Below are 23,093 nucleotides of genomic sequence, written 5' to 3'. Positions count from 1 at the left end.
CGGCGGGTATAATTTCGGGTCATCGAGCCGGTGCCCGACGCGTGTTCGACGTGCGTGCAACCCGGCCGGCAACCGCTTTCGTGCAAGAGCCAACGGCGCTTCCACGCGCCGCCCGTTCGCCTCTTCGCTCTCTCGCTCGGCTGCTTCTTTCGCCGGGTGAGCGCAAACATTCGAGTACATCGAGAAAACAGCAATGACCCAAGTCCGTACCCGCTTTGCCCCGAGCCCGACCGGCTTCATCCATCTCGGCAACATCCGCTCCGCGCTCTATCCGTGGGCGTTCGCGCGCAAGATGAAAGGGACGTTCGTGCTGCGTATCGAGGATACGGACGTCGAGCGTTCGACAGAGGCGTCCGTCGACGCGATTCTGGAAGGCATGGCGTGGCTCGGCCTCGATTTCGACGAAGGCCCGTTCTATCAGATGCAGCGGATGGACCGGTATCGCGAGGTCGTCGGCCAGATGCTGGAGAAGGGCCTGGCGTACCACTGCTACATGTCGACGGAAGAACTCGACGCGTTGCGCGAGCGTCAACGCGCCGCTGGCGAAAAGCCGCGCTACGACGGCACGTGGCGTCCGGAACCGGGCAAGACGCTGCCGCCGATTCCGGAAGGGGTGAAGCCGGTGGTGCGCTTTCGCAATCCGCTGACGGGCGTGGTCGCGTGGGACGACGCGGTGAAGGGCCGAATCGAGATCTCGAACGAAGAGCTCGACGACCTCGTGATCGCGCGCCCCGACGGTACGCCGACGTACAACTTCTGCGTGGTGGTCGACGATCTCGACATGAAGATCACGCACGTGATCCGGGGCGACGACCACGTGAACAACACGCCGCGCCAGATCAACATCCTGCGCGCGCTCGGCGGCGAAACGCCGGTCTATGCGCATCTGCCGACCGTGCTGAACGAGCAGGGCGAAAAGATGAGCAAGCGTCACGGCGCGATGGCGGTGATGGGTTACCGCGATGCCGGGTACTTGCCGGAGGCGGTGGTCAACTATCTGGCCCGGCTCGGCTGGTCGCACGGCGATGCGGAGATTTTCTCGCGCGAGCAGTTCATCGAATGGTTCGACCTGGAGCATCTCGGCAAGTCGCCCGCGCAATACGACCACGACAAGCTCAACTGGTTGAACGCGCACTACATCAAGGAGGCGGACAACGCGCGCCTCGCCGGGCTGACGCGGCCGTTCCTGCTGCAAGCCGGGATCGACGCCGCGGCACTCGACAACGGCGCGCCGCTCGATCAGGTCGTCGGGCTGCTCAAGGACCGCGCGTCGACGGTGAAGGACATCGCCGATAATGCCGCGATGTTCTATCGCGAGCCCACGATCGAAGCGGACGCGTTCGCGCAGCATGTGACCGACGCGGTGCGCCCGGCGATCGCGGACCTGCGCGCGGCGCTCGAACAAGCCGAGTGGAGCAAGGAGGGCATCTCGGCGGCATTGAAGGCGACGCTCGGCGCGCACAAGCTCAAGATGCCGCAACTCGCGATGCCGGTGCGCCTGCTCGTCGCGGGCACGACGCATACGCCGTCCATCGACATCGTGCTGATGCTGTTCGGCCGGGATGTGGTGCTGCGTCGTCTGGAGCGCGCGGCCGCTTGAGCGCAGACGCGCGCAAGGAGGCCGAGGAAGCCCTTGCGCGCGTTCGCGAAGTGATAAGTGAAAAAATTGTCGGTTCTATCGCCAGAAGGTATTTACAACTTCAAAAACGGCCTATAGAATCTCGTTTCTGTTCTGCAAGGGGGTATAGCTCAGCTGGGAGAGCGCTTGCATGGCATGCAAGAGGTCAGCGGTTCGATCCCGCTTACCTCCACCAAGAACAGATGAAGTGATTGCGAAGTTGTTCTCCGGGTTTCGGAAGTCGCAAAAAATACTTCACAAGTAACGCGAAGTTGTTTAGAATCTCGGTCTTCGCTGATTTGCAGCAGTTAATTAGCGAAGCAAGCGGTAAAGACAGAATCACAAGTTTCTGTCCCCTTCGTCTAGAGGCCTAGGACATCACCCTTTCACGGTGAGTACAGGGGTTCGAATCCCCTAGGGGACGCCAGATTTGAGGCGGCTGCTAGAAAATGCGCTGTCGGTTTCATGAGGTGACTAGAGCCTCGTGGAGCAAGGAAAGAGCTGGAGCGGTAGTTCAGTTGGTTAGAATACCGGCCTGTCACGCCGGGGGTCGCGGGTTCGAGCCCCGTCCGCTCCGCCAACGTTTTGCGAGCAGGAAATACTCCGGCTGATCAGCCGGTTTTTTTTCGCCGCAGGATTGCAAGAAGTTTGTTGTCCCCTTCGTCTAGAGGCCTAGGACATCACCCTTTCACGGTGAGTACAGGGGTTCGAATCCCCTAGGGGACGCCAGAAGATCGGCGGCTGCTAGTACCAAGCGCTGCACATTTTTCGAAGGTTGATCTTCGAGAAACGATGAAAAAGTTGGAGCGGTAGTTCAGTTGGTTAGAATACCGGCCTGTCACGCCGGGGGTCGCGGGTTCGAGTCCCGTCCGCTCCGCCAGCTTGTTGTGAAAAAATCCAGCCTTCGGGCTGGATTTTTTTTGCCCTTTTTTTCGCTTCTTCGGATTCGCCCTTCTCACCGGAATCGCATTTTCCATTGCCAGCAAGCGCGCGCTGTCTTAGTGTGGAGGCACTGTCCCGTGCCTGCATGCGTGCGATGCTCGACCCGACCGAAGACCTCTCGCTCTACCAACTCCGCCAGGCGACGATGGCCGACTTCGCCTTCGCCGAGGCCCTCACGCACGACAACATGGTCGGTTATTACCGGCGTCACAATCTTGTCTGGCGCGGCGACCTGTTTCTTTCCAGCTGGCGCGAGTCGGAGAACTTCATCCTTCAGGCAGACGGCGTGCCCGTCGGCGTCATGCGCGTGACCGAAGAAAACAACTCCCTGCATATTCGCGACGTCCAGATTGCGCCGGGCTACCGGGGACGCGGCGCGGGCACGTTCCTGTTGAACACGGCGCATCGCTGGGCGCGGGCCCGCGGGCTGGCGGAATGCCAACTGCGCGTTTTCGTCGACAACCCGGCCGCGCGCCTTTATATGCGGCTCGGATATCGTCCTGCCGGACCCAGGCTGGCCCAGCTCGGCGCCATTCGACATATGGTCCGGCGAGTCTGAGCCGACGCAGGGGCGGCATCAGACGCCGTGCGTGTCGTTCTGATCGCGCTCGTCGCTGGCGTCGCGGGCGAAGAACGCGCGTGGACTCTCGCCGAAGGCACGGCGAAACATCGCCGAAAATGCGCTCTGGCTCTGATACCCCAACTCACGCGCGACCTGTGAAAGCGGCCGGCCCTGACTCAGCAAAGGAATGGCGCGTGCCAGCACCGCCTGCTGCCGCCACTGCGAAAAGCTGACGCCGAGTTCGCGTCTGAACAGGCGTGCGATGGTGCGCGTGCTCGCGCCGGCTTCCGACGACCAGCGTTCGAGATCGGAGTGCGAAGGGTCCGCGAGCACCGCGTCGCACAGCGCGCGCAGGCGCTTCTCGTTCGGCATCGGCACGGAGAGCGGCAGCGGCTGCGAGCGGATGATCTCGTCCAGTGCGAGCGTGCCGAGCAGGCGCTCGCGTTCACGCGTGATGGACGCTTCGTCCAGCGCCGCGATCACCTCGCGCAACAAGGGCGACACTTCCACCACGCGGCACGCGCCGAGCCCGGCCGGCACGACGCTCGCGTCGACGTAGAGCGTGCGCAGATACGCATCTTCCACGATCAACACTTCGTGCGTGACGTTCGGCGGCACCCAGATGGCGCGCGAGGGCGGCACCATCCACGTCGAATCGGCGGTTGCCACGCGCAGCACGCCCCGCGACGTGTAGGCGACTTGCGCCCACGGATGCGTATGCAGCGCGATCCGCACGCCATAAGGCACCGGGCGCGAGCGAACGCGGATCGGATGGACGAGCGTCGGCGAGTGCTCGACGGGAATGTCGAGGTGTTCGACCTGCTCGAAAGGCGGGCGCGGATCGGCGAACGTGGGCATGGCGGCTCGTCGGGCGGCCGACCTGGCCGCGATCCGCCGATCTTACAGTCCGTCCGCGCTTTATTGGGCGGCGATAATGCGCGTCTCGGCGACTAGCGAACGGAGCGGTTCCTTCGATGCAATATGTTTTCGTGTACGGCACGCTGCGCGCGGGCGAGATCAACGACATCAATCGCGCGGCTGAGCGCAGCGGAATTGCGGCGCCGCAATGGATAGGCACGGCGCATGTGCGTGGACGACTTTTCGATTTCGGCTCGTATCCCGGCCTCGTCCTTGACGAGGAGAGCGGCGCACCGGTCAAAGGGGATATTTATCGCATCGACGATGCGCTCGTCGCCGTGCTGGACGAGATCGAGGAAGTGTATCCGGGCGTCGAGGGACTCTTTCGTGCGCACCGGCTGCATGTGGACGTCGAACTGGACGGCGAGGCTACGCATGTCGATTGCCTCGTCTATCCGGTAGCGGCGAGTGCGGTGCAGGGCTTGCCGCGCATCGAGGGCGGCGATTGGGTGGCGCATCGCGCAGCGCGCGGTTGAGCCCATAACGCATTTCGCCGTCATCGCGATCATGCACTGCGATGACGGCGCGGCGCGACCCGCCGAAAAGCAGGCCGGCGACCGAGGGCCTTACTCGGCCGAATGGTGCATCGACTTGCCGTGCGACTTCTTGTGATGACCCGACTTGTGCGTCGAGCTCGATTGATCCATCTGCATGTTTTGCATGCTGGATTGCTGCGATTGCAGATTCTGCGCGCGCGATTCGATGTCCGCGATCCGTGCGGGATCGGTGCTCATCGTCACGCCTTGTTCGCTCTGCGCGTACGCCGATGCGACCGCGCTCAGGGACAACAGAACAGCCAGGGACACTTTCTTCATTGTTACCTCCTAGTAGCAGTTGAACCCGGGAATCGCCTGTCCGATCCGGTTGGAAAGACACATACATCAGAGCAAAAATCGCTCCCGCCTGGCGTTGGCGCGCATCCGTGACGGGATGCGTACGGGAACGAGCCCACGCCTGACTGCGTCCATCATAGGCCGAGATCAGGTCAGCGGTGTGTCGGACGACGATACCGGCCCGGCCATGCAGCCGGAGCGGAATCATACCGGCGCGCACAGGTACTTTCTAGTCCTGATTATTTTGATATACGCCGATTCCGTGCCTCAGTACAGATGCAGCCAGCGCCAGACGTGAAAACGCGCGAGCCCGACCAGTTCGTGCAGCGCGAGTTCGCTGTTCTCCAGGCTTCTGTATCGCGGCAACAACGTCAGCCGATTCTCACGCACGTCCGAGACGTAGGGCTGCGGCTCGTAGCCGAACGCTTCGAACGCCAGGACCGAACGTCGCATGTGATACGCGGATGTGATGACGATCAAGGCAGTGTCATGGGCGTTGCCTAAGATAGCGGCTACGTTCTGCGCGTTCTGGTACGTGTTGAGGCTTTTGTTCTCGCGCGTGAGATCGGCCGGTGCGACGCCCTGCGCCACGACATACGGCGCGTAGTTGTCGGCTTCGGCCTGTCCGTGATGCTGGGGATCGCCGCCGCTCAAAATCACGCGGCATGAAGCGCCGGTGGCACGGCATTGCCGATACACCCGCGCCGCCGCGGCGATGCGCGGCATCGAATCGCTTTTCGGGACCAGTTGGCCGTGACGCCGGTCCGTGCCCCCGCCCATCAGGACGATGGTGGTTCTCGGCGCGAACGAGGGCGGTATGGTCTCTGCGTAGCTGTGCTGCGCGATCCGGAGGAGCGGCCTTGTCAGCCAACCGCTACCGAGCCCCCAGGCCAGGAGAAGGGTGACGATGACAATCGCCGCACGAAGGCGCTTGCAAAACGCGAACAGTGCAAAAAAAAGCAGCAATAAAGTAAATAGAACCAATTTAATTGGAGTAACGTATTGGTTTCAGGGCAATTTGCTCCGTCATCGCGTGGTCAGAGCGCATCGGCGGTTGTCGCAGGAAAGCGCGTGATCAGCGCGCTCTCAACGGGGGCTTTTAATAGAAAGCAGCACCTAGCGCAAGCGGCGGCCAAACATTCAGGCAGCGAACGCTTAAATCGTTCGCTCGCGTGAGATTCGGCGCGCCGCGTTTAGTCGACGTCGCGGACCGTCTTGCGACCGTCACGAGCGTCGTCATGGCTGCACAGGAAGAAAAAACGAGATGACCACGTATTCCAACGAAGCGGTACTCGAAGCACTTCGCCGGGCGCAGTATCGTCAAGTTCCGTGGGCGAAACGCCCCAAGGGTTTCGACCACCTTCGCGCCCTCGGGCTGCTCGAGCTCGCGCGGCAACGCACCGTCGCGCCGGCGCCGGGATTTCATGCACCCGTGGATATCGCCGTCGTCACCGAACGCGGGAAACAGGAATTCACGCGGCTCTCGCGCGATGAGCGTTCCATCGACTGGGATTTGCGGCGCACCGAACCGTACATCTTCGGTGGCCACGAAGCGGTGCTCGAAGTCAGATTTTGAGGCGACGCGCCTAGCGCGAGAGCGTGCGAAGTCCGGCCGAAAAAAAGCCCGTGTCCGAGGACACGGGCAGACCGGATTCCACTGTTGCCATGCTGTGCTCATGGCATTGGGTGTGACTGCGGCCGACTCGCCGGGTTCCGCGCGAATCGAGACTCGTCGCCCGAAGATTCAGTGATGCGGCGAGCGCTCGTCGCGGTCGTTGTCCGGCCGAGCGCGTACGTTGCTCGCAATGTCACCGCGTAAATCGCCGCGCGGCGCGGGCGGCGTGGCGGCGCGAGCGCGCGCGGCGTCAGGCGACGCAGGCGCCGCCGTCTTCGCCGAGAGGTGCAGATCGGATGCAGGCGGCTGCGCGTGAGCAACGAACGCCACGTCGGCGAGCCCCGCCAAGACGCCACGCACGAGCAGTGTCGAAACCTTCATGAGAGTGTCCTGAAGCCCTGATCGGACCTGTTGGGTCACTCGTCACGCTAAGCCTCGATTCGTCGCGGCGCTGTAAGCAATCGTAAAGAGTTGTATCGCGCAACGAACCGCGCGAGGTCGGCAAAGCAACGCCCGAAAACAATCGAAGCCGGCAGAACCGGCTTCGACGTGTCGTGCAGAGCGCTTAGGCCATCTTGGCCGGCGCGCGCCACGATTCGGGATTGGTCCAGAACGCGCCGCGCAGCCGATCGCGGCTCGGCGGAGCCGGCGGCTTCACCGCGCTCGAACCGATACGCCCGCGCAGCGACACCTCGCGGCCGTTGCTCGACAGACGCTTTACGATTTCCGCGAGCGTGCCGTCGGCTTGCCATTCGTCGAAGCGCCGGCGGCAGGTCGGAGGCGAGGGATAACGGCCCGGCAGCTTCGACCAGCCTTCGCCCGTCGACAAAACCCACAACACGGCGTTGACCACCGATCGCGCTTCGACGCGCGGCCGGCCGCGCCGCTCGCTGCGCGCGGGCTCGGAACAGAACAACGCCTCAACCAGCGCCCACTCGTTATCTCTCAAATCGTCGAACAGCACCATATCTCACCTCAGCGAAGCTAACCCCGGTGCGCTGCCCCGCGCCGCGCACTCTGGTCGAATCCGATGAACGAATCCAGGGAAGGCCGAAGCGGCTGCGGCAAACCAGTTTCCGTTACGTCCGCTGTGCTTCGACCTCTGTGCGCAATGAAATGCGAGAACCATGCCATGCACGTCGCGAAATCCGGGAAACCCGCATGGCAGTAGGCTGACGCGATGCCAGCATGGCCCGTATCAGACCCGAATCCGATTGATTAAGAAATCGGGACAATCACCAATCCTGTGCAGGAAGCCCTTCCGGCGTGCGTTTCGGACGGTTTGCTGCACCGCAGCGAAACGGTCGCGAGCGACTATAATTCCGCATGAGATCACGCTTTTCATGAATCCCCGGAATGAACGCCTCCCTGAACGTCACGTTGCGCCAACTGCGCGTTTTTATCGAAGTGTCGCGGCTGCGCAGCTTCAGCCGCGCCGGCGCCGAGATCGGCCTGACGCAGTCAGCGGTGAGCCGCTCCGTGCGCGAACTGGAGAGCGAAATCGGACTGAAGCTGATCGACCGGACCACGCGCGAAGTGCAGCTCACCGATGTCGGGGTGGATCTCGTCGGCACCGTGTCGCGGCTGCTCGCCGATCTGGACGAGGCGCTACGTGAAGCGCGCGATCTTGGGCAGCAGCGTCGCGGCCGGGTGATCGTCGCGGCGAGCCCGACGATCGCGTGCCGGCTGATGCCGCGCGTGATCGCGTCGTGCTCGCGGCAGTTTCCGCTCGTTACGCTCAGCCTGCGGGACGACGTCCAGTCGGACGTGCTGCGCAAGGTGAAGTCGGGCGAAGTGGATTTCGGCGTCGTGATCGGCCCGTTCGCAGCCGACGATCTGCACGGCGAAGCGGTGATGACCGATTCGTTCTGCCTCGTCGCGCGGCGCGATCATCCCCTCGCGCACGAACGCGCCGCGCCCTGGGAGGCCCTCGCGGGCGAGCGGCTCGTCATGCTGGACTACGCATCGGGCAGCCGGCCGATCATCGATGCCGTCATGCAGCAGCATGGTGTCGAAGCGCAGGTGGTGCAGGAGCTCGGTCATTCGGCGACCGTGTTCGGGCTGGTGGAAGCGGGCGTCGGCGTGAGCGTGCTGCCGTGGCTCGCGCTGCCGTTGCCGGCGGATTCGTCGCTCGTCGCGCTGCCGCTGGAGCCGCGCGCCGAACGCACGGTGGAACTGGTGCGGCGGCGCGATCGCTCGCTGTCGCCGGCGGCGCAGTCGGTGTGGTCGCTGATCGCAGGGCTGCCGCGACGCGCCGAAGAACTCTGAAGGCCGCGCGCTTTTTAACGCGCTCGCGTTAGACTTCTTCCTTTTCGACGGAGCGGGCGATGAGTGAATCGGAAGGCGCGGTAATCGCTGAATTGAGCGGCTTGACGGCGCAGACGCACACGGGCGGCGCGCCAAACGCGCGCGACGCCGTGCGGGCGTTGCGTCCCTCGCAGATTCGCGAAGTCGCGAACGCCGGATTCGGCGTGCCGGACGTGCTGCCGTTCTGGTTCGGCGAATCGGACCGGGTCACGCCCGAATTCATCCGCGATGCGGCGAGCCGCGCGCTCGCCGACGGCGCGACGTTCTACACGCACAATCTCGGCATCGCGCCGCTGCGCGACGCGCTCGGCCGCTACGTCAGCGCGCTGCACGGCGCGACGCCCGCCGATCACATCGCGGTGACCAGCGCGGGCGTGAACGCGCTGATGCTTGCGGCGCAACTCGTCGCGGGCGCGGGCGACCGCGTGGTCGCGGTAACGCCGCTGTGGCCGAACCTCGTCGAGATTCCGAAGATTCTCGGCGCGACGGTCGAAACGGTCTCGCTGACTTACGGCGAGCGCGGATGGACGCTCGACCTCGACCGGCTGCTCGCCGCGCTCACGCCGTCCACGCGCATGCTGATGATCAACTCGCCGAACAACCCGACCGGCTGGACGATGACGCGCGACGAGCAGCGCATCGTGCTCGACCACTGCCGACGCCACGGCATCTGGATCGTGGCGGACGAGGTCTACGAGCGACTGTATTACGGTCCGGGCGCGAACGTGGCGCCGTCTTTCCTCGATCTCGCGGATCGCGACGAGCGCGTGATCGCGGTCAATTCGTTCTCGAAGGCGTGGCTCATGACCGGCTGGCGGCTCGGCTGGCTGGTCGCGCCCGCGCGCCTGATGGACGATCTCGGCAAGCTCGTCGAATACAACACGTCGTGCGCGCCGTCGTTCGTGCAGCAGGCGGGCATCGTCGCGGTGGAACAGGGCGAGTCGTTTGCGCAGTCGCTCGTCGCGGACCTGCGCGCGAGCCGCGATCATCTGGTGACCGCGTTGCAGAGTATCGAAGGCGTCGACGTGCGCGCCCCCGACGGTGCGATGTACCTGTTCTTCTCGCTGCCGGGTGCCGAGCGGAGCCTGGAACTCTGCAAGGCGCTGGTGAAAGAGGCGGGACTCGGGCTCGCGCCGGGCAGCGCATTCGGCGCGGAAGGCGAAGGCTTCGTGCGCTGGTGCTATGCCTGCGATCCGGCGCGCCTCGACGAAGGCGTCGAACGCCTGCGGCGCTTTTTGTCGGACCGAGGCGCTAAGTGAGGGCTAAGTGAGTGCGAAGTGAGTAGAGCCGGGCGTAATCGATCACCTTTACGCCCCGGTTCTTTTTGCGTAATATGGCGCTCAGTCACGCGCTTTCGCCTAGGAAAGCGCCACCTCGTCCGGCTGGGATGGCCCGGCGATTCGCTCACCGATCGCCCATTGTCGCCTCTCCCCGGTGCGTGCTCCCAATCAATATGACCGATTACAATCGGGCGAGCGCGTCTAGAAACTCCGCGTCCAGCTTTATCGTGCGCACCGCTTCGGTGACGTCCGAACTCGCTCAGGCTCGTTTTGAACCGGATCATTGACCATTAAGGGTTGACCGAAGCTGCATGAATACCCAAGAGGCGAAAATCGTCCTCGAGACTGCTTTGATCTGCGCGCAGGAACCGCTGCGGGTGAGTGAATTGCGCAAGCTCTTCGCCGAGGACATTTCGGCCGATACGGTGCGCACGCTGCTCGAAAGACTACAGGCTGATTGGTCGGGGCGCGGCGTCGAGCTGGTGGCGCTTGCGTCGGGATGGCGCTTTCAGAGCAAGCCCGCCATGCGGACTTATCTCGACCGGCTCAATCCCGAAAAGCCGCCGAAATATTCGCGGGCGGTGCTCGAAACGCTCGCCATTATTGCTTATCGGCAGCCGGTCACGCGCGGCGATATCGAAGAGATCCGCGGCGTGACGGTGAACACGCAGGTGGTGAAGCAACTGGAAGATCGCGGGTGGATCGAGGTCATCGGACATCGCGACGTGCCCGGCCGGCCCGCGCTGTACGCCACGACCAAGCAGTTTCTCGACGACCTCGGCCTGACCGCGCTCGACGAACTGCCGGCGCTGGACAATCCGTCGGCGCAGTTCGAGGCGTCGCTGCTCGCGCAGCATTCGATCGATTTTCCGGACGGCGCAGCCGCGCAGGCGTCTGCTGGCGAAAACGCGGTGGACGACACGACGGCTGTCGCGCATCCGGAGCATGTGCGCGAGGCCGCGATGCCTGACGTCACCGACACGCCGGACGCTTCGCCGAGCGATGCATCCGAGGCCGGAACGCTTCGTGCGAGCGAAGAGACGGACGGGCCCGTGTTGACCGAGGTCCGCCTGATGCCCGCGACCGATGCATCCGATTCAGAAGAAGCGCCTGCGTTGGCCGACGCAGGCGACGCTGGCACACATCGAGAACACGATGCGACCGACGCCCGCCGATCGAGCGGCGTCGAGCGGAACGACGCCGACCTGAACGGCGGCGACTCCGACGAAGAACCGAAGGCGCGCCGCGCCTGACGCAATTGCATGGCCCCTGACTCAACCGGCTCTCGATAAAACATCACGTCGAAGACGACGAGCCGGACCGGTCAGCGGAAATTTTTGACGCGCCCGCCAGGGTGCGCAATTCGACATTTGAGGTTGTTTTGACACACTCCCACGACAGCGATTCGCCCGAATCCGCGCGCCCCGTGCATGGCGCGGACGCCCATGAGTCGGCCGATGCCGGCGAACTCACGCGCACCGACGAAAGCGCAGAAGGCGACGATCGTCCGCGCCGCGGCCTGCGCCGCGGTCCGCGCAGTCTGATCGCACGCCGCCGGGCTGTCGCCAAAACGAAGGGCGCGGATGGCGCGCCGGACGCAGCGACGGAAGCGTCGCCGTCGGAGGGCGCCCCTGCCGAGCAGGCGCGTGCGCCGCGCAAGGAAGCGGGCGCGAAGGCGCCGCGAAAACCGGCAGCCAAGCGAGACCCGAAGCGCGACACTGCGGAAGGCCAGCCGAACGCCGCGCGGCAAGGCGGCCGCAAGCGTGGGCGTCGCGATGACGGAGAAGTTGCCGTGGAAGCGTCTGGCGAAGTCGCAGCGGCCGCGCCGCGCGAGGGCGCGCAGCGCAAGAATCCGCCACAGAAACGTGAACGGCAGCCGCGCAACGGCAAGCGCAACGATGCAGGACCGGCGACAGTCGAGAGCGCGGCGTCCGCCGCCGTCGACGACGTCTTCGCGTACGTCACGTCCCCGGCATTCGACGCGGACAACGGCTCGGGGGGCGTGCGCGCGCCGATGCTGCGCCGTGGCCGCAACGCGCCCCAGCAAAAGCGCGTGCTGGAACCGGACGACGACGCCCCGAAGCTGCACAAGGTGCTGGCCGACGCCGGCATGGGCTCGCGGCGCGACATGGAGGAACTGATCATCGCGGGGCGCGTGTCGGTGAACGGCGAGCCGGCGCACATCGGGCAGCGCATCATGCCGACCGACCAGGTGCGCATCAACGGCAAGCCGCTCAAGCGCAAGCTCGCGAGCAAGCCGCCGCGCATTCTGCTGTATCACAAGCCGACGGGCGAGATCGTCAGTCACGCAGACCCGGAAGGCCGTCCGTCCGTGTTCGACAAACTCCCGTCGATGAAGACCGCGAAGTGGCTCGCGGTCGGGCGGCTCGACTTCAACACGGAAGGGCTCCTGCTGCTCACAACGTCCGGCGATCTCGCAAACCGGTTCATGCACCCGCGCTATAGCGTCGAGCGTGAATATGCGGTGCGCGTCGTCGGTCAGTTGTCCGAGGCGATGAAGCAGAAGCTGCTAAAAGGCGTGGAGCTCGACGACGGCCCCGCCAACTTCCTGCGCATCCAGGACGGCGGCGGCGAAGGCACGAACCATTGGTATCACGTCGCGCTGGCCGAGGGCCGCAATCGCGAAGTGCGCCGCATGTTCGAGGCGGCCGGGCTCATGGTCAGCCGCCTGATCCGCACGCGCCACGGTCCGATCGCGTTGCCGCGCGGTCTCAAGCGTGGCCGGTGGGAAGAGCTGGAAGACAACCAGGTGCGCAGCCTGATGGCGGCAGTCGGCCTGAAGGCGCCGACCGCCGAGAAGGGCGGGCGCAGCGCCGCGCCGCGCGTTCAGCCCGATCCGATGCAGACGTCGATGGGCTTCATCACGCGCGAGCCGGTCTTGAGCTCGCACTTGCGCGCGGCGCAGACGCCGGCGCGCGGCGGTCGGCGCGGCGGCGCGGGCGGGCTTCCCGGCGCGTTCGGCGCGAGCGGGCTGGGCAGCATGGGCGGCTTCGGCGGCAACACGGGCAATACCGGCAACGCCGGAGGCCCGGGTCGACGAGGTGGCCGCGAGCCGAACGGCAACCGCATCGGCAACGAGCCGAATGGCAATCGCGCGAACGGCGGCCGCTCGGGTCAGCGCAATGCGCGCGGACAGGGTCCACAAGGCATGAGTGGGCCGGCCAAGCGTCCGGCGGGCGGCAACGGCCCGCGCGGCAATCGTCAGGGCGGCGGGCAACAAGGCGCGGGACAAGGCAAGCCCGGCGCCGGACGCGGCCCGCGCAACCGCACGCGCGGACGTTGAACACGCGTTGACGAGCCGTTTCGGTCGGCCGCGGGTGCGCCTGCGGCCGATCCGCCGAATCGCCTCGCCGAGCCATCGGCATAAAGCAAAAAAGCATGCGAACTGGCACGAAACGGGCCCGATCGCGCGCTTTACGTTTGCGTTTATCCCGAAAAATGGCTAAAATCACAAAGTCGCTGGGCACATAGTTTTTTGCGCTGCCCGGGTGCGACCTCGGTTGAAAAAGATGGGCGTTGCGCCCATTTTTTTTTGGCTTTTTGGTTCGGCATCTCGGGAGCAGGGGTGCGCCCAGTCAAGGCGCTCGCCCGCAGGTGTTTCGCGGCGCGGGCGCGAAACACCTTGGAGTTACTGTGCAACTGACGGAACTGATTGAAACCACGGTCTCGAGCCTGGGCTACGAGCTTGTCGATCTCGAACGTTCGGGAGGCGGCATGCTGCGTATTTATATCGACCAGCCGGCCGGTATCGCCATCGAAGACTGCGAGAAAGTCACGCGTCAGCTTCAGTATGTGCTCGAAGTCGAAAACGTCGATTACGACCGCCTCGAAGTCTCGTCGCCGGGGCTCGACCGCCCGCTCAAGAAGCTGGCCGACTTCGAGCGTTTCGCCGGCAACGAAGCCGTCATCACATTGAAAAAGCCGCTGGACGGGCGCAAGTCGTTCCGCGGCGTTCTGCACGCCCCCGAGGGCGACAAGATCGGTTTGGAATTCGAAGGGAAGGACGGCGCCGCGATGCTCGATTTCACGCTCGCGGACCTCGATAAAGCACGTCTCGTCCCCAAAGTTGACTTTAGGAGCCGCAAACAATGAGTCGCGAAGTTTTGATGCTGGCGGATGCGCTGGCGCGCGAAAAGAACGTCAACAAGGACGTGGTGTACGCAGCTCTGGAGGCTGCGCTTGCTTCGGCAACGAAGAAGCTGTTCGAGGAAGATGTCGATATCCGCGTCGCGATCGACCGTGAAAGCGGCGAGCACGAGACGTTCCGCCGCTGGCGCGTGGTGCCGGACGAGGCCGGCCTTCAGGAGCCCGACCAGGAAATTCTGCTGTTCGAAGCTAAGGAGCAAAAGCCCGACGCGCAAGTGGACGACTACATCGAGGAACCCATTCCGTCGATCGAATTCGGCCGCATCGGCGCGCAGGCCGCCAAGCAGGTCATTCTGCAGAAGGTGCGCGACGCCGAGCGCGAGCAGATCCTGAACGACTTTCTCGAGCGCGGCGAAAAGATCATGACCGGCTCGGTCAAGCGTCTGGACAAGGGCAATTTCATCGTCGAATCCGGTCGCGTGGAAGCGCTGCTGCGCCGCGACCAGCTGATTCCGAAGGAAAACCTGCGCGTGGGCGACCGTGTGCGCGCGTACATCGCGAAGGTGGACCGCACGGCGCGCGGTCCGCAGATCGAACTGTCGCGCACCGCGCCCGAGTTCCTGATGAAGCTGTTCGAGCTCGAAGTGCCGGAAATCGAGCAAGGGCTGCTGGAAATCAAGGCGGCCGCGCGCGATCCCGGCGTGCGTGCGAAAATCGGGGTGATCGCCTACGACAAGCGCATCGATCCGATCGGAACGTGCGTAGGCATCCGCGGTTCGCGCGTGCAGGCCGTGCGCAACGAGCTCGGTGGCGAGAACGTCGACATCGTGCTATGGTCGGAAGACCCCGCGCAGTTCGTGATCGGCGCCCTCGCGCCGGCAGCCGTTCAGTCGATCGTCGTCGATGAAGAAAAGCATTCGATGGACGTCGTCGTGGACGAGAGCGAGCTCGCGGTCGCCATCGGCCGCAGCGGCCAGAACGTTCGACTCGCCAGCGAGCTCACCGGCTGGCAGATCAATATCATGACGCCGGACGAATCGGCGCTGAAGCAGAACGAAGAGCGCGGCAAGTTGCGCAGTCTGTTCATGGCGCGTCTGGATGTGGACGAGGAAGTCGCCGACATCCTGATCGACGAAGGCTTCACGAGCCTCGAAGAAATCGCCTATGTGCCGCTCAACGAGATGCTCGAAATCGAAGCGTTCGACGAAGACACCGTGCACGAGCTGCGCAACCGGTCGCGTGACGCGTTGCTCACGATGGCGATTGCCAACGAGGAGAAGGTCGAAGGCGTAGCGCTCGATCTGAAGAGCCTCGACGGCATGGACAACGAGCTTCTCGCGAAGCTCGCGGAGCATCAGATTCAGACCCGCGATGACCTCGCGGAGCTGGCAGTAGATGAACTGGTCGAGATGACCGGGATGGAAGAGGATAACGCTCGCGCGTTGATCATGAAAGCACGTGAACACTGGTTCCAGTGAGAAATGACCATGGCGCACTGAAATATCGCGGCCAGTTCGGCCGCATGACCCGATCTAACCGCAAGGACTGATCCTTGCATCAAGAGGAATGAATGGCGAGTAACAACGTAGCCCAATTTGCCGCGGAACTCAAAATGCCTGCGGGCGTGCTGCTCGAGCAGTTGCAGGCGGCTGGCGTCCAGAAAGCGAGCGCGAACGACGACCTGTCCGAAACGGACAAGGCGCGTCTGCTCGATCATTTGCGCAAGTCGCACGGGTCCGCCGATGCCGACAAGCGCAAGATCACTCTGACCCGCCGGCATACGTCGGAAATCAAGCAATCCGACGCAACGGGTAAGGCTCGCACCATTCAGGTCGAGGTGCGCAAGAAGCGTGTGTTCGTGAAGCGCGACGAGGCCGGCATCGAGCAGCCGGCCGAGACGCCGAATCATGTCGAAGACGAAGTCGACGAGGCCGAACTGCAGCGCCGCGAGGAAGAAGCTCGCCGCGCCGCGGAGCAACTCGAGCGCGAAGAGCGCGAGTTGAAGGAGCGTCAGGCGCGTCTGGAACAGGAAGAAGCGGAGCGTCGCGCCCGCGAGGAAGCGGCTGAAGCCGAGCGTCGCCGCCAGGAAGCGGAAGCCGAGCGCCGTGCGCAAGCCGCCGCGCAGGCGGCCGAGATTTCGCGCGCCGCACAGGCAGCGCGTCAGGAAGCCCGTACGCCTGTCGCTGCCGAGGTGAAGGCCGAGGCCAAGCCGCCGAAGCAGGACGATACGGCCCAGCGCGAAGCCGCCGAAAAGGCAGCGGAAGAGAAGGCGGCGAGCGAACGCGCCGCCCAGCGCGAAGCCGCGAAGAAGGCGGAAGACGCCGCGCGCGAAGCCGCCGAGAAGGCGCGTCTCGAACAGGAAGCCATCGCGAAGCGCCGTGCAGCGGCGGAAGCCGAAGCGCGCGCCATTCGCGAGATGATGAACACGCCGCGCAAGGCGCAAGTCAAGGCGCCGGAACCGGCGCCTGCGGCGAAGCCCGCCGAAGCGGCCAAGGCTGCCGAAGCGAAGGGCACGCTGCACAAGCCGGCGAAACCCGAAGGCGCGCAAGCCGCGCGTCCGGCAGCCGCGAAGAAGCCGGCGCCAGGCGCGGCAGCGCCCGCCACGACGGCGCCGACCGGCGACAAGAAAAAAACCGGCGGCAAGGGCGGCTGGCAGCAGGACGACGCATCGAAGCGCCGCAGCATCAAGACGCGCGGCGACACGAGCGGCGGCGTCGATCGCGGCTGGCGCGGCGGTCCGAAGGGCCGTGGCAAGCATCAGGAACAGACGTCGTTCCAGGCGCCGACCGAGCCGATCGTCCGTGAAGTGCACGTGCCGGAAACCATCTCGGTGGCCGATCTCGCGCACAAGATGTCGGTGAAGGCTTCGGAAGTCATCAAGGTGATGATGAAGCTCGGCCAGATGGTCACGATCAACCAGGTGCTGGACCAGGAAACGGCGATGATCGTCGTCGAGGAACTGGGCCACCGCGCGGTCGCGGCGAAGCTGGACGATCCCGAGGCGCTCCTCATCGAAGGCGAAGCCGCCGAGGAAACGGCGGAGCGTCTGCCGCGTCCGCCGGTCGTTACCGTCATGGGTCACGTCGACCACGGCAAGACCTCGCTCTTGGACTACATCCGTCGCGCGAAAGTGGCGGCGGGCGAAGCGGGCGGCATCACGCAGCATATCGGCGCGTATCACGTCGAAACGCCGCGCGGCGTCATCACCTTCCTCGATACGCCGGGTCACGAGGCCTTCACGGCCATGCGTGCGCGCGGCGCGAAGGCAACCGACATCGTCATTCTGGTGGTCGCGGCCGACGACGGCGTGATGCCGCAGACGAAGGAAGCGATCGCTCACGCGAAGGCGGGCGGCGTGCCTATCGTCGTGGCGATCAATAAGATCGACAAGCCGGAAGCGAACCCGGACCGCGTGAAACAGGAACTGGTCGCGGAAGGCGTGGTGCCGGAAGAGTACGGCGGCGATTCGCCGTTCATCGAAGTGTCGGCGAAGACCGGCAAGGGCATCGACGATCTGCTGGAAAACGTGTCGCTGCAGGCCGAAGTGCTGGAACTGACCGCTCCGGTCGACGCCGGCGCGAAGGGTCTCGTGATCGAAGCGAAGCTCGACAAGGGCAAGGGTCCGGTCGCGACCATTCTGGTGCAGTCGGGCACGCTGAACCGCGGCGACGTGGTTCTCGCGGGCAGCGCCTACGGCCGCGTGCGCGCCATGCTGGACGAAACCGGCAAGCCGACGAAGTCCGCGGGCCCGTCGATTCCGGTAGAGATTCAGGGTCTGTCGGAAGTGCCGGCGGCGGGCGAAGAAGTCATCGTGTTGCCGGACGAGCGCAAGGCGCGCGAAATCGCGCTGTTCCGTCAAGGCAAGTTCCGCGACGTCAAGCTCGCCAAGCAGCAGGCCGCGAAGCTCGAGAACATGCTGGAGCAGATGGGCGAAGGCGAAGTGCAGAACCTGCCGCTCATCGTGAAGGCGGACGTGCAGGGTTCGCAGGAAGCGCTCGTGCAATCGCTGCAGAAGCTCTCGACCGGCGAAGTGCGCGTGCAGATCGTGCACAGCGCGGTCGGCGCGATCAGCGAGTCGGACGTCAACCTGGCGACGGCGTCGAAGGCGGTCATCATCGGCTTCAACACGCGTGCGGATGCGCAAGCTCGCAAGCTGGCCGAATCGAACGGCATCGACATTCGCTACTACAACATCATCTACGACGCAGTGGATGAAGTGAAGGCGGCGATGTCCGGCATGCTCGCGCCGGAGAAGCGCGAGACGGTGACGGGCACGGTCGAGGTGCGTCAGGTCATTCGCGTGCCGAAGGTCGGTCTGATCGCGGGTTGTATGGTGACGGACGGTTTCGTGAAGCGCACGTCGTCGGTTCGCGTGATCCGCAACAACGTCGTGATCCACACCGGCGAGCTGGATTCGCTGAAGCGCTTCAAGGACGACGTCAAGGAAGTGCGTCAGGGCTTCGAGTGCGGTATCTCGATCAAGAACTTCAACGACATCGTCGAAGGCGATCAGCTGGAAGTCTTCGAAGTGACGGAAGTGGCTCGCACGCTGTAATGCATTAGTACGCCGAGCTCGAGGCGGAGCGGGCCTGACGGCTCGCTCCGCCTTTTTTATTTGGCGCGGCGATAGAGAAGGGAAGGAACCAAGATCATGGCTAAAAGACGTACGTCCACGAATCGCAACGTGCAGATTGCGGACCAGATTCAGCGCGATCTCTCGGAACTGATGCGCGAGGTGAAGGACCCGCGCATCGGCCTAGTGACGATGCAGAGCGTCGAACTGACGCCCGACTACGCGCACGCGAAGGTCTACTTCACGACGCTGACGGGCGATCCCAAGCAGACCGAAGAGGCGCTCAACCACGCAGCCGGTCATCTGCATAACCTGCTGTTCAAGCGCCTGCACATCCATACGGTGCCGACGCTGCATTTCCACTACGACAAGACGATCGAGAAGGCCGTCGAGATGTCGCGCCTGATCGATGAAGCGAACGCGACGCGCGCCAAAGACGACGAAGAAGGTGCGTGAGTGAAAGGCGGTCCGAAGATCCCGCGCCGCGCGCTCGACGGCGTGTTGCTGCTGGACAAGCCGCTCGGCTTGTCGAGCAACGACGCGCTCATCAAGGCCAAGCGCCTTTATCTGGCGAAGAAGGCGGGTCACACGGGCACGCTCGATCCGCTTGCCACCGGTCTCTTGCCGCTGTGCTTCGGCGAGGCGACGAAGTTCTCGCAAGACTTGCTCGAAGCCGACAAGACGTACGAAGCGACGATGCGCCTCGGCATTCGCACGACGACGGGCGATGCCGAAGGCGAGGCCGTAGAAACGCGCGACGTCCTGTGCGACGAAGCGGCCGTCGAAACGGCGATGCAGCGGTTTCTCGGCGAGATCGTTCAGGTGCCGCCGATGTACTCGGCGCTCAAGCGCGACGGCAAGCCGCTGTACGAATACGCCCGCGCCGGGCAGACGGTCGAGCGCGAAGGCCGTCACGTGACGATTCACGCGTTGAAAATGGTTGCCTGCGCGCTGCCGCTCGTGACGTTTCGGGTGACGTGCAGCAAGGGCACGTATGTGCGGACGCTGGCGGAAGATATCGGCGAGGCGTTGGGCTGCGGCGCGCATCTGACGGCGCTGCGTCGCACCGGTGTCGGCGCGTTGACGCTCGAAGGCGCGGTCACGCTGGATGCGTTGGCCACTGCGGCCGAGCCGGAGCGCGACGCCTGGCTGCGCCCGGTCGATGCGCTATTGTCGACGTTTCCGGCCGTGCATCTGCACGACGATGCGACGCGGCGCTTCAGGCACGGTCAGCGGCTGCGCCTGGACGAACTGGGCGAACCGGCATCCGTTTGGCAGGCTGAGGACACGCGAGTGCGCGTCTATGACGATGCGGGAAAGCTCCTCGGCGTCGCGCGAGCAGCGGAGGGCGTGCTCGCCCCTGAGCGCTTGGTGGTGAGCGGGTCTTGACTGACCGCCGCGAGCGCATCCACAAACAAAAAGGAGAGGCCAGCGCCTCTCCTTTTTCATTTCCGCCGATGCATCCAGTTCAATGCGCCGCCGATGCCGCCGCTGCCGAATCGCCGCCGCCCGAGCGCTCGGGACGCGTGATCCAGATCAGCGCGATCAGCGCCACGAAAATCCCCGCCGAGATATAGAACATGTCGTTCACGCCGAGCTGCGCGGCCTGCTGCGTCGCCATGCTGTTGAAGAGTCCGTAAGTCTGCTCCTTTGACATGCCGAGCGCGCTCATCTGTTGCATGGAATTGGCGAAGGTCGGGTTATACGCGTTCGCCTGTTCGACCAGTTGCGCGTGATGCACGATCGACCGATGCTCCCACGCCGTCGAGAAGATCGACGTGCCGATGCCCCCGCACATGATCCGCACGAAGTTCGACAAGCCCGAAGCCGCAGGAATGCGATGCCCGGGCAAGCCCGACAGCGTGATCGACACGAGCGGAATGAAGAAGCCCGCCATGCCGATGCCCTGAATGAGCGTCGGCAGCGTCAGCGTCCACGTATCCACGCCGGTCGTGTAGCGCGAACGCATCCAGAAGCACAGCGCGAACACGAGGAACGCGGCCGTCGCGATGCGCCGCGGGTCCGTGCGCGGCAGGAACTTGCCCGTGATTGGCGAAAGCAGAATGGCGAACACGCCGACCGGCGCCATCACGAGCCCGGCGTTCGTCGCGGTGTAGCCGATGTCCGTTTGCAGCCACAGCGGCAGCAGCACGAGATTGCCGAAGTACAGCCCGTAGCCGATCGACAGCGCAATGGTGCCGCCCGTGAAGTTGCGCAGTTCGAAGAGCGACAGGTCGACGACCGGATGCTCCGCCGTCAACTCCCACACGATGAAGAACGCGAACGAAATCACCGCGATCAACGCGAGCACGACGATGGTCGTCGAGTTGAACCAGTCGAGGTCCTTGCCCTTGTCGAGCATGATCTGCAACGAGCCGACCCAGATCACGAGCAGCCCGAGGCCGACCGTGTCGATGGGCGCCTTGCGAATCGCGGAATCGCGGTCGCGGAAGATGGCGAACGTGGCGAGCGCCGCCGCGATGCCGACCGGGATGTTCACGTAGAAGATCCACGGCCACGAGATGTTGTCCGAGATCCACCCGCCGAGCACCGGCCCCGCGACCGGCGCGATGAGCGTGGTCATCGACCACATCGAGAGCGCCATCGGCGCTTTTTCGCGCGGATAGCTTGCAAGCAGCAGCGTCTGCGACAGCGGAATCATCGGCCCGGCAACCGCACCTTGCAGCACGCGCGCGGCGAGCAAGAACGGCAGCGTCGGCGCGAGACCGCACAGCCACGACGCGAGCACGAACAGGATGATCGAGCCGAGGAACAGGCGCACTTGTCCGAACCGCTGCGTGAGCCAGCCGGTGAGCGGCACCGAGATCGCGTTGGCGACCGCGAACGACGTGATCACCCACGTGCCCTGATCCGACGACACGCCGAGATCGCCGGAGATCGACGGAATCGAGACGTTCGCGATCGACGTGTCGAGCACGTTCATGAACACCGCGAGCGACACGGCGATCGTCCCGATGACGAGCTTGCCGCCCGAAAGCGGCGGATGGACGACGTTAGCTTGAGACATGTGTTGGTTCCGCGAAGCGGCGGTTTACATCAGCTTGGCGGCCGACGCGGACTTCGTCGCGTTGCCGCGCGAAGCCGCGGGCGAGCCCGTGCCTTGCGTGCCCGAGCCGCTGCCGGCGTTCTGCTGGATGATGCGCGCGATTTCCGCGTCGGCCTGGGCGCCGTACTTGTCGAACACGTTCGTCTGATACACGGTGTTCGGCACGTTGCCCAGCTGGCCGCCTTGCTCGTCCTTGATGGTGACGTCGACGTTCATCGAGAGGCCGATGCGCAGCGGATGCTGCTCCAGTTCCTTCGGGTCGAGCTCGATACGCACCGGCAGGCGCTGCACGACCTTGATCCAGTTGCCGGTCGCGTTCTGCGCGGGCAGCAGCGAGAACGCCGAACCCGTGCCGGCCGAGAAACCGATCACCTTGCCGTGGAACACGACGCCCGAGCCATAAAGGTCGGCCGTCAGTTCGACCGGCTGGCCGATGCGCATGTGCTTCAGCTGCACTTCCTTGAAGTTCGCGTCGACCCACACGCCGTTGAGCGGCACGATTGCCATCAGCGGATTGCCCGGCGCGACGCGCTGGCCGACCTGCACCGAACGCTTTGCGACATAGCCCGTGACCGGCGCGGGCAGCGTGTTGCGCGCGTAGTTGATGTACGAGTCGCGCACCTTCGCGGCGGCGGCCAGCACGTTCGGATGGTCCGCGATAGTCGTGTTCGCCGTCAGCGACCGGTTCGAGGCCAGTTCCTGCTGCGCGGCGTCGAGCGCGGCCTGGGCGCTGCGCACGGCGTCGCGTGCGTGCGAGATTTCTTCCTGCGAGACCGCGCCCGTTTGCGCCACCGTCAGGCGGCGGCGCAGGTCGTCTTGCGCACGCGACAAGTCCGACTTGCGCAGCGCGACTTGCGCTTCGTACTGGTTGTTATTGACGAAGAACGTGCGAACCTGCCGCACCGTCTGCGCTAGATTCGCTTCGGCCTGATCGAGCGCGACTTTCGAATCCGCCGGATCCAGCGCGACGAGCGGATCGCCGACCTTCACAGTCTGCGTGTCGTCGGCGTTCACGGACACTACGGTGCCGACCACCTGCGGCGTGATCTGCACGACGTTGCCGTTGACGTACGCGTCGTCCGTCGACTCGTGGAAGCGGGCGACGAGGAAGTAGTACAGGCCGTATGCGATGGCGGCGATGAGAATGACGAGGACGATCAGCGTCATCAGCATGCGGCGCTTGCCACTGCTCTGCTTCGGCGCAGGCGCGTTGGCCGCGGTTTGTTGAGGGTCGCTCATGAAGGGCTCCGAAAAATCCGTGTTGGTCTTGA

At 64.5% G+C, this 23,093-nt stretch carries 20 protein-coding genes and 5 tRNA genes; 18 read left to right on the top strand and 7 right to left on the bottom strand.

Annotated elements, in window-relative coordinates:
• Positions 1 to 193: 193 nt before the first annotated feature.
• The 7 genes from gltX (at position 194) to LDZ26_RS07565 (ending at position 3,119) form a co-directional block, all read left to right on the top strand.
• The gene (gltX, locus tag LDZ26_RS07595) at positions 194 to 1,600 is read left to right on the top strand and encodes a glutamate--tRNA ligase (protein WP_244846639.1); all 1,407 of its coding nucleotides are present in this window, start codon (positions 194 to 196) and stop codon (positions 1,598 to 1,600) included.
• 138 nt (positions 1,601 to 1,738) lie between these two features.
• Positions 1,739 to 1,814: transfer RNA gene (locus tag LDZ26_RS07590), tRNA-Ala, on the top strand.
• 155 nt (positions 1,815 to 1,969) lie between these two features.
• Positions 1,970 to 2,045: transfer RNA gene (locus LDZ26_RS07585), tRNA-Glu, on the top strand.
• A gap of 76 nt (positions 2,046 to 2,121) precedes the next feature.
• Positions 2,122 to 2,198: transfer RNA gene (locus LDZ26_RS07580), tRNA-Asp, on the top strand.
• Positions 2,199 to 2,271: 73 nt separating this feature from the next.
• A tRNA-Glu gene (locus LDZ26_RS07575) sits at positions 2,272 to 2,347 on the top strand.
• A gap of 74 nt (positions 2,348 to 2,421) precedes the next feature.
• Positions 2,422 to 2,498: transfer RNA gene (locus LDZ26_RS07570), tRNA-Asp, on the top strand.
• A gap of 156 nt (positions 2,499 to 2,654) precedes the next feature.
• Complete coding sequence (locus tag LDZ26_RS07565) at positions 2,655 to 3,119, top strand: GNAT family N-acetyltransferase (RefSeq protein WP_244846637.1); 465 nt, start codon at positions 2,655 to 2,657, stop codon at positions 3,117 to 3,119.
• Between the two features lie 18 nt (positions 3,120 to 3,137).
• Here LDZ26_RS07565 and LDZ26_RS07560 read toward each other — a convergent pair whose 3' ends face one another.
• On the bottom strand, positions 3,138 to 3,980 hold the full coding sequence (locus tag LDZ26_RS07560) for a helix-turn-helix domain-containing protein (RefSeq protein ID WP_244846634.1): 843 nt from the start codon (positions 3,978 to 3,980) through the stop codon (positions 3,138 to 3,140).
• A 116-nt stretch (positions 3,981 to 4,096) separates the two neighbouring features.
• Here LDZ26_RS07560 and LDZ26_RS07555 point away from each other — a divergent pair, with 116 nt between their 5' ends.
• On the top strand, positions 4,097 to 4,516 hold the full coding sequence (locus LDZ26_RS07555; protein ID WP_244846631.1) for a gamma-glutamylcyclotransferase: 420 nt from the start codon (positions 4,097 to 4,099) through the stop codon (positions 4,514 to 4,516).
• Positions 4,517 to 4,606: 90 nt separating this feature from the next.
• Here the strand turns inward: LDZ26_RS07555 and LDZ26_RS07550 are convergent, their stop codons facing one another.
• Positions 4,607 to 4,855 (bottom strand): hypothetical protein, encoded by a 249-nt coding sequence (locus LDZ26_RS07550; protein ID WP_244846628.1) that lies wholly within the window; start codon positions 4,853 to 4,855, stop codon positions 4,607 to 4,609.
• A gap of 285 nt (positions 4,856 to 5,140) precedes the next feature.
• On the bottom strand, positions 5,141 to 5,653 hold the full coding sequence (locus LDZ26_RS07545) for a YdcF family protein (protein ID WP_244846625.1): 513 nt from the start codon (positions 5,651 to 5,653) through the stop codon (positions 5,141 to 5,143).
• Between the two features lie 484 nt (positions 5,654 to 6,137).
• Between LDZ26_RS07545 and LDZ26_RS07540 the strand changes: the two genes are divergently transcribed.
• The gene (locus tag LDZ26_RS07540; protein ID WP_244846623.1) at positions 6,138 to 6,449 is read left to right on the top strand and encodes a hypothetical protein; all 312 of its coding nucleotides are present in this window, start codon (positions 6,138 to 6,140) and stop codon (positions 6,447 to 6,449) included.
• Positions 6,450 to 6,617: 168 nt separating this feature from the next.
• Here LDZ26_RS07540 and LDZ26_RS07535 read toward each other — a convergent pair whose 3' ends face one another.
• Positions 6,618 to 6,869 (bottom strand): hypothetical protein, encoded by a 252-nt coding sequence (locus tag LDZ26_RS07535; RefSeq protein ID WP_244846621.1) that lies wholly within the window; start codon positions 6,867 to 6,869, stop codon positions 6,618 to 6,620.
• A 184-nt stretch (positions 6,870 to 7,053) separates the two neighbouring features.
• Positions 7,054 to 7,455: a transposase gene (locus tag LDZ26_RS07530; protein WP_035969202.1), complete on the bottom strand. Its 402-nt coding sequence runs from the start codon at positions 7,453 to 7,455 to the stop codon at positions 7,054 to 7,056.
• A 401-nt stretch (positions 7,456 to 7,856) separates the two neighbouring features.
• Here LDZ26_RS07530 and LDZ26_RS07525 point away from each other — a divergent pair, with 401 nt between their 5' ends.
• The 9 genes from LDZ26_RS07525 to truB all read left to right on the top strand — a co-directional run bounded on the left by LDZ26_RS07525 (position 7,857) and on the right by truB (position 20,144).
• Complete coding sequence (locus LDZ26_RS07525) at positions 7,857 to 8,756, top strand: LysR family transcriptional regulator (protein ID WP_244849081.1); 900 nt, start codon at positions 7,857 to 7,859, stop codon at positions 8,754 to 8,756.
• A 59-nt stretch (positions 8,757 to 8,815) separates the two neighbouring features.
• Positions 8,816 to 10,054 carry a pyridoxal phosphate-dependent aminotransferase gene (locus tag LDZ26_RS07520; RefSeq protein ID WP_244846619.1) on the top strand — a complete coding sequence of 413 codons (1,239 nt, stop codon included), beginning with the start codon at positions 8,816 to 8,818 and terminating at the stop codon, positions 10,052 to 10,054.
• Positions 10,055 to 10,386: 332 nt separating this feature from the next.
• Positions 10,387 to 11,328, top strand: coding sequence for an SMC-Scp complex subunit ScpB (gene scpB / locus LDZ26_RS07515; protein WP_244846616.1), 942 nt, complete (start codon positions 10,387 to 10,389; stop codon positions 11,326 to 11,328).
• A gap of 128 nt (positions 11,329 to 11,456) precedes the next feature.
• The gene (gene rluB, locus LDZ26_RS07510; RefSeq protein ID WP_244846613.1) at positions 11,457 to 13,379 is read left to right on the top strand and encodes a 23S rRNA pseudouridine(2605) synthase RluB; all 1,923 of its coding nucleotides are present in this window, start codon (positions 11,457 to 11,459) and stop codon (positions 13,377 to 13,379) included.
• Between the two features lie 350 nt (positions 13,380 to 13,729).
• A complete protein-coding gene (gene rimP, locus LDZ26_RS07505; protein WP_175940666.1) occupies positions 13,730 to 14,188 on the top strand; it encodes a ribosome maturation factor RimP in 459 nt (152 codons plus the stop codon).
• Positions 14,185 to 15,660, top strand: coding sequence for a transcription termination factor NusA (gene nusA, locus LDZ26_RS07500; RefSeq protein ID WP_244846610.1), 1,476 nt, complete (start codon positions 14,185 to 14,187; stop codon positions 15,658 to 15,660). Before rimP ends, nusA begins: the two co-directional genes overlap by 4 nt.
• Positions 15,661 to 15,752: 92 nt before the next feature.
• The gene (gene infB, locus LDZ26_RS07495) at positions 15,753 to 18,737 is read left to right on the top strand and encodes a translation initiation factor IF-2 (protein ID WP_244846607.1); all 2,985 of its coding nucleotides are present in this window, start codon (positions 15,753 to 15,755) and stop codon (positions 18,735 to 18,737) included.
• A 96-nt stretch (positions 18,738 to 18,833) separates the two neighbouring features.
• Positions 18,834 to 19,211, top strand: a complete 378-nt coding sequence (gene rbfA, locus LDZ26_RS07490; protein WP_175940501.1) for a 30S ribosome-binding factor RbfA — start codon at positions 18,834 to 18,836, stop codon at positions 19,209 to 19,211.
• A complete protein-coding gene (gene truB, locus LDZ26_RS07485) occupies positions 19,212 to 20,144 on the top strand; it encodes a tRNA pseudouridine(55) synthase TruB (RefSeq protein ID WP_244846605.1) in 933 nt (310 codons plus the stop codon).
• Between the two features lie 79 nt (positions 20,145 to 20,223).
• On the opposite strand, the gene LDZ26_RS07480 is transcribed toward truB, so the two are convergent.
• Positions 20,224 to 21,783 carry a DHA2 family efflux MFS transporter permease subunit gene (locus tag LDZ26_RS07480; RefSeq protein ID WP_244846604.1) on the bottom strand — a complete coding sequence of 520 codons (1,560 nt, stop codon included), beginning with the start codon at positions 21,781 to 21,783 and terminating at the stop codon, positions 20,224 to 20,226.
• 24 nt (positions 21,784 to 21,807) lie between these two features.
• Positions 21,808 to 23,061, bottom strand: coding sequence for an HlyD family secretion protein (locus LDZ26_RS07475; RefSeq protein WP_244846603.1), 1,254 nt, complete (start codon positions 23,059 to 23,061; stop codon positions 21,808 to 21,810).
• Positions 23,062 to 23,093 lie beyond the last annotated feature (32 nt).

It is taken from the genome of Caballeronia sp. SL2Y3, from assembly GCF_022879575.1.
Classification (GTDB): Bacteria; Pseudomonadota; Gammaproteobacteria; order Burkholderiales; family Burkholderiaceae; genus Caballeronia.
Note: the sequence above shows the minus strand (reverse complement) of the source record. Positions and strands in the feature narration are given on the sequence as shown.